This is a genomic window from Ruegeria sp. CDSB113, assembly GCF_059611045.1.
Genome location: NZ_JBXWOU010000015.1, coordinates 113,758 through 120,452, shown reverse-complemented (window position 1 = coordinate 120,452; position 6,695 = coordinate 113,758). Strand labels below are relative to the sequence as shown.

Here is a 6,695-nt window from a genome sequence, read left to right as displayed (position 1 = left end):
ACGAAGGTACTGACAAAATACCCGCAAACATCACCAAAAAGTTCTTGCAATGCAGGAGCCACCCACAGATGCCTTTCGTCGGATCGTCAAGCGTCGCAGCACAGCGCAGCTTAGGGTCATGGCGACGTCACCGTCAGGGCCAGCACTGATTGTTAGAATGGCAAGTCAGAAAGCGCTTATCACCAGTTCCTTGATTTGAAGGGCTGCGCTGGACAGACCCTTATCGCGTTCTACAATTTGAATGCAAGTCCTTGGCAAGTTAGGGAGCCGGTAACTCTTGGAAAGCGGGCGCAGCTCGACGGGAATGGTCCCCAATGCCATGACGGTGATAGCGGTTTCGGCGGCGGCGGCGCTCTGAATAACCTGCCCGCTGGGGCTAACCAAAACTTCACGGAACGCTATGCCTTGCTCAGCAAGACATTTCTTGGCTGCGGCGCGGAACGCACAGCCCTCAGGAAAGAAGGCAATAGGCCAGGGCGTTCCCTCTCCAGGTCGGAAGCCGGGGGCGGCTACCCATTTCAACTCAGGTTCGGCCAGCACATGCGCCCCGGGCTTGGTCTCTGGTAGTGTCACCACTGCCAGATCCAGATTGCGGGCTTCAACCTGCTGGCACAGGTTTCGACTGAGCCCAGTAACAATGCTCAACTCGATGCCGGGATAAATTTGCTGTACGCGCTTCAGAAGATTGGCCAACATCGGTAAAACATAGTCCTCGGCAATCCCCAGTCGCACATTGCCTGACACCTGCCCTTTGCGAACCCGGTTCAGGAAGTTGTCGTGCTCGTCTACCACTCGCTGGGCATGGGGCAACAACTCGGTGCCGCCGGGGGTGAGGACAACACTGTGATAGCCGCGTTCAAACAATGTAACGCCCAACAGCCCTTCGAGCTGACGAATGCGTTGCGACATGGTCGCCTGCGAGTATCCCAAGCGACTGGCCGCCTTGGAAAAGCTGCGTTCAGTGGCAACTGAGAGAAAAGACCGCAGAAGTTTCGTATCGATGTCATACATGAAGTATTGGATATTCCAATATCATTGATTGGTCAAAATTGTTTTACTGATGATACATCGCACCCGTAGAAAGCTACCGACATAAGGAAGGATTCTATCATGAAAGTCGGCTTCATCGGTCTTGGAACCATGGGCGGTAACGCGGCCAAGAACATCATCCGCGCGGGTTTTGAAACCTATGTTTTTGATCTGCGTCGTGAGGCGGCCGAGCCCCACATAGCCATGGGTGCAACTTGGGCCGATAGTCCGAAGGCTATGATCGATCAGGTTGACTGCGTCGTTTCAATGGTCTTTGGCCCTCCGCATTGCGAGGCGGTTCTGAAAGGCGAGAACGGCCTGATCCACGGGGACTGCGCCGGCAAGATCTGGGTCGATCTGACCACCTCGTCGCCCGGTTTCATGCGCGAATTGACTAAGGATTTCGTCGCCAAGGGCGGCAAGCCCGTGGATGCGCCGGTGACCGGTTCTGTGGACGCGGCCATTCGTGGTGACATGCCCATGTTCGTCGGCGGTGAAGACGCTCATGTCGAAGAGGCCCGCCCGGTGATTGAAGCCATGGGCGAAGTCCGAAAGGTCGGTCAATATGGCAACGGCTACGTCGCCAAGTTGGTCAACAACCAGCTTTGGAAGATCCATGCCACTGCCATTGGTGAAGCCATGGTGACCGCCAAGCTGGCCGGGATCGACCCCGATGTCTGGTGGGACGTGATGAAAGGTGGCGCGGCCGACAGCTTTGTCATGCAGCACGATGTGCCGTCGATCTTTGCAGGCCATTATGATCCGTCCTTCCCGTTGAAACTCTGCTTGAAGGATCTGGCGCTGATCAAGGAGCTGATGGACGCCACCGGCACTCGCTCCGAGCTGACCGATGCTTGCCACGACCGGTTCAAGGAAGCGGGTGAACGCTATGGCGTGGATGCTGGCGAGATGACCGTCTGCAAGCTGATCGAGGAAGATGCTGGCGTCACGCTGCAGATCGAAGGCGATTGGGTCGCTCCGTGGGAAGTGCCCCACGACGCCGTGGCCTAGAAAGAAACGCGAAGCCACGTCAACGACATGGCTACCGCAATCGACTAGCAAAACCGGGCAAGGGGATCACATTAATTTCATCGGATGATAAGCGAGTGTAGGTCAGCAACGCGTTGATGATGTGAAGACCCGGCCCATTGCGGTCGTCGAGAAAGCGTCACTGAGCTGCAGTGCAGCACTGCCAAACCGGACCTTTGCCGCGACTGCAAGAGATCGGAAATGCGGTACTAACGCTTAGAGCAAATTTTCATTCTGCCTCAAAGAAATCCAATTCAATTTGGCCAAACATCAATCAACCATGCACCTCGGACCTCGAATCATCTATCCGCTCAATGTCAATCTCAGCCAGAGAAGAAATGACATAATCTGCGGCAGTTAATTCACTTTCGTGTTCTTCGTGAAGAAGACCAACACAATAGAAGCCACCATTCTTCGCCGCTTCGACCCCGGACGTAGAATCCTCAATCACAACACATTCGTCCACCGTCAGACCAAGTCCGCTGGCTGCGGCGAGGAAAATATCCGGGTTGGGTTTCCCATTTTCGACATCGTCGCCTCCGATTACAACCGGGAAGGCATCCAACAGCCCGGCTTTTTCAAGAACGGATCGAACGTTGGCGCTGCTGGAAGCAGCGGCCAGCCCGTAACCCTCGGACTGGCATTGCCTGACAAGTTGAACCGCTGCATCGAAAACCCGGAACTCTCCTCGCTCGATCATTTCAACATAGTAGTCATTTTTTTTGTCGGCGGCGGTTCTGACTTCATTTTCCGAATGCCGTGTCATGACCGCACGAGCTCCGTCGTAGCGGGGGCGACCGTCGACAAGGCGTCGATATTCAGGCTTGCCAAACTCATACCCGTGTTCTTCAAACATGCGTTTCCAGGCCGCAAAATGCGCCGGCACGGTGTCGACCAAAACACCATCGAGGTCGAAGATTAGTCCTTTGGTTGGCATGCTGAATCTCCTGGTTCGAGCGAGTGTCAGAAACACGTAGCATGTCAGGATTTTTCTTCAATTGACTGGCATGTGAATGTTTATCTGGCATAGTTATTCATACCGCCAGGATCGACTTACCGGACAATGTTGGGTCAAATGATTGACGTAAAGAAACTACCCTTCGAAGAACGTTCCCAGTGCGCTGCTTATATGCGTGCAACGCACAACATGTCACAGGTGGAGATCGGCGTCGTTCTTGGTGGCCTGTCTCAACCGCATGTGTCGCGATTGCTGAAACATGCTGAGCGGCAAAACTACCTCGTCATCGAACAGCGCTTCGTCAAAGAGCAATTCTCGGATGAATGGATCCGCCAGATGGACGAATTACTGGCTCCTTCTGGGCTGAATTCGGACCTGAAAGAATATTGCATCAGGAACAGTCTCAAGTCACCCCGGCTTGGCGTCTTCGAAAGTGGACCGGGGAACACCGAAGCGGCTCTGGCGCAGCGCCGTACCAGATTTGGACGAACCGCCTCTGGGCGATTAACAGAACTGATCGAAAAATCAGACGTCATCGGCGTTGCTTGGGGACGGACAATCAAGTCTTTGGCGGAGGGGATCGCCGCCTCAAGGCAGCCCATAGAAAAATCGCGCAAGACAGAATTCGCGGCGGTTTGCGCCGAATTGGTGTCGTTGGCGCAGCACGGATACTCTGCCAGCCGGCTTGCCGGAACGTTTGATGAGCTGTTTAACGAAAAGCAGGAGGAAAGCCCCCAGCTGACCGGCTTCCCGGCATATATTCCCCGCCACTATGACGAGACCATGCGCCGCTCCATTTGGCAGTACATCTCTGACACGCCGGGATTTCACCGCGTGTTTTCAGGACCTGACGCTTTGATTGACAAAATGGACATGCTGATCTCCAGCGTAGGGTCTTCAAGCACCCCGGTTCTGGGTAGTTTCGAAGAATTGGTTCAGGCAGGCGGTTTGAGGGCTGATGACCTCAGGCAACTGGTTGTGGGTGACCTTGGTGGCATTTTGATTCCCAGAACGGGTATATCCCAAATCAAAATGGACCTGATTGACGAATTGAACGGGCTTTGGACCGGGATCAAAACAGAGCACGTAAAGGCAATAGCAGATCGGGCTTTTGACGATCCCAATCAAAGCGGCGTTGTCGTCGTAGCAATTCAAAAAGAACGTGGTGATACGGTGTTTGAACTAATCTCCAGAGGTCTTGTAAACGAATTGCTCATTGATCATGCCGCCGCGGAACAGTTGCACAATCGAGTTGCTGAAGCACTTACGGACTGACCGCATCACCTCGGCTTGGTCGGCTACTACCGCCTGACTCAAAACGGCAATCGTTACGCTGGCTGCGGCGCGAAGACAACGTCCTCTCCGGCGACCAAAGTAGCAGAGCGTCCCATTACTTCGATCTCTTCTCGACTGCCGGATGGGGCAATGAACCGAAAGCGACATTCGTCATGAGAAATCGTAACCTCGACGTCATTCCCCTGCCACTTCAGGTTAAACCGGATGGCAGTCCATGCTTCGGGCAGCCAGGGTTTGAACGTCATTTTCCCATGCTTGACCCGGAACCCGCCAAATCCACACACAAGCGACTGCCAGGTGCCGCCGGCCGATGCGATATGCATCCCGTCCTGCGTGTTGCCTTGATTGTTGATCAGATCGACAAAGGCCGAGCGATCAAAATAGCGATGGGCAGAAGATATGTCGCCGACTTCGATCCCCATGATTGAATGAATGGCCGGGCTGAGAGACGATTTGTGCATCGTACGTTTTTCGTAAAACGCGTAATTCGCCGCTTTGACTTCGTCTGAAAATTCGTCAGGTAAGAGATAGCTCAACATGATCACGTCTGGTTGCTTGAGCAGCATTGAACCGTTCAGTGAGAAGTGGTCATGCCCTTCGGGATAGACGGGCATACGGTTTTTGTCCCATTCGGTGATGGGAATATCCTTGAGCTGGAAATAACCCTCAAACTGTTCGATCAGATTGCGGGACGGATCAAATGGAACATAGATCTTTTCGGCCGTTTCCAGCCACTGATCCACTTCTTTTTCAGTCAAATCCAACCGAACCCGCAATTCGTCACGAACCTCAGACGAACTTTCACTGAGTACTCTGAAAACACGTGCCGATTGCTCAAGATGCCACTTCGCCATTCGGTTGGTGAACGTGTTGTTGTCGACATGTTCATGAAACTCGTCCGGCCCGATTACGTTGGTCAGCTCATACCGATCCTTGTTTTCGTTCCATTCCAGCCGACTGATCCAGAACCGGCTGGTCTGATACAAAACTTCTGCCCCGAAATCACGAAGGAATTCGTGATCACCCGTCGCCGCAACGTAGCTGAGGATCCCATAAGCGACACAAGCGGTGACGTGGATCTCTTCTTCTCCGGTCCAAATCCGGTTCGCACCGTCCGCCGTCCATTTTGGCGTTGTCTCCACCCCGGTATCAGCGGATTCCCAAGCGTATTGGGCGCCCTCGAATCCGTTCATTCGGGCATTTTCAATCGCGCCCTTCAAAGTGTTGTAACGGTATTTCAGAAGCGCTTTGGCCGTCTCCGGCTGTGTGAAGATGTAAAACGGTAGCAGGAAAATTTCGGTGTCCCAGAAGACGTGACCTTTATACCCTTCGCCAGACATGGACTTGGCGCCGATGTTCGCGCGTGGGTCGTTTTCGTTGGCGGCAATCAGCAGATGATAGATATTGAAACGCATTGCTCGCGTCGCTTCAAGATCACCCGTCACCACGCAATCACAAGCGTCCCATTTCGCTCGCCAAGCTGCTGTGCTTTCGCTCAAACAGGTTGAGAACCCCTTGGCTTGTGCTGTCTCCAGCGACGCTTCGCACTTTGCCGCCACTTCTGCACCGTTCAGGTCTCGTGACGTGTAAATTGACACCAGCTTCTCGAAGGTCAGACATTGTCCGTTGAGCGCATCAACTGAAACGGCTTGCGAAACCTGCTCATAATCACGGTTTGCGCCTTTGAACTCGCTGAAGGAAGGACTATCCAAGGTAGACGCCATGCCAATCGTAACGCCGGTGTCCAGAGTCTGAGCTTCGATATAGGATGCATCGCTGCTTGCACGTGACTGAGTGACCTTCAGGTGTCGGCTTTTGGCCCACTTCTCCCATTTGACCTCGGGATGGAAGACAGGGTTTCCCTGATATGCTGGCAGGCGGTCCAGGTTGTATCGATGAGCATCAAGCGCGCTTTCGACGGTGATCTCGGACGAATGGTTCACTGGCGTGACGATCAGGCGAATGCCGCAGATGTGCTGATCGGCAAAACTGGCAAACCGGATGCTGTTGATGCGAGTGCGACGGCCCGTACTGTCTTCAAAAACGGTATCGCGATGCAAAAAACCGGTCTGTAGATCCAATATGCGCTTATGTTCGACAACTTTGCACGTTTGGACATCCAGAGCCTCACCTTCCACGCGAACCCGAAGTGGCAACCAGGTTGGAACATTGACCTGATCGATCACAGTCGAGTCATGGTGATCGTATACACCTGCCAGATAGGTGCCAGACAGCTCTCCTTTATGGCCCTCTTCCAGCGATCCGCGTGTGCCCTGATAACCGTTGCCGACCGTGAAAATGGTCTCCTTGAAGTTCGCATCGTCTAAACTGAATTGCGTTTCTTCGATCAGCCAATCGCTACTGCTCAGCATTGTCTGCATGT

General features: G+C 53.7%; 5 protein-coding genes. 2 read left to right on the top strand and 3 right to left on the bottom strand.

What is annotated here, in order from left to right:
* Positions 1-165 precede the first annotated feature (165 nt).
* Positions 166-1,011, bottom strand: a complete 846-nt coding sequence (locus AC2FIS_RS20525) for a LysR family transcriptional regulator (RefSeq protein ID WP_496775160.1) — start codon at positions 1,009-1,011, stop codon at positions 166-168.
* A 99-nt stretch (positions 1,012-1,110) separates the two neighbouring features.
* Between AC2FIS_RS20525 and AC2FIS_RS20520 the strand changes: the two genes are divergently transcribed.
* On the top strand, positions 1,111-2,040 hold the full coding sequence (locus AC2FIS_RS20520; RefSeq protein ID WP_496775159.1) for an NAD(P)-dependent oxidoreductase: 930 nt from the start codon (positions 1,111-1,113) through the stop codon (positions 2,038-2,040).
* 292 nt (positions 2,041-2,332) lie between these two features.
* Here the strand turns inward: AC2FIS_RS20520 and AC2FIS_RS20515 are convergent, their stop codons facing one another.
* Entirely contained in the window at positions 2,333-3,031 is a 699-nt protein-coding gene (locus AC2FIS_RS20515) for an HAD family hydrolase (protein ID WP_496775158.1), read from the bottom strand.
* 174 nt (positions 3,032-3,205) lie between these two features.
* Here AC2FIS_RS20515 and AC2FIS_RS20510 point away from each other — a divergent pair, with 174 nt between their 5' ends.
* Complete coding sequence (locus AC2FIS_RS20510) at positions 3,206-4,291, top strand: sugar-binding domain-containing protein (protein WP_496775157.1); 1,086 nt, start codon at positions 3,206-3,208, stop codon at positions 4,289-4,291.
* 53 nt (positions 4,292-4,344) lie between these two features.
* On the opposite strand, the gene AC2FIS_RS20505 is transcribed toward AC2FIS_RS20510, so the two are convergent.
* Complete coding sequence (locus AC2FIS_RS20505; RefSeq protein ID WP_496775156.1) at positions 4,345-6,693, bottom strand: glycoside hydrolase family 65 protein; 2,349 nt, start codon at positions 6,691-6,693, stop codon at positions 4,345-4,347.
* Between the last annotated feature and the right edge of the window lie 2 nt (positions 6,694-6,695).

Bases quoted from the DNA above. Each gene is read 5' to 3' on its own strand.
- AC2FIS_RS20525 (WP_496775160.1), bottom strand. From the start codon at position 1,011: ATGTATGACATCGATACGAAACTTCTGCGGTCTTTTCTCTCAGTTGCC.
- AC2FIS_RS20520 (WP_496775159.1), top strand. From the start codon at position 1,111: ATGAAAGTCGGCTTCATCGGTCTTGGAACCATGGGCGGTAACGCGGCC.
- AC2FIS_RS20510 (WP_496775157.1), top strand. From the start codon at position 3,206: ATGTCACAGGTGGAGATCGGCGTCGTTCTTGGTGGCCTGTCTCAACCG.
- AC2FIS_RS20505 (WP_496775156.1), bottom strand. From the start codon at position 6,693: ATGCAGACAATGCTGAGCAGTAGCGATTGGCTGATCGAAGAAACGCAA.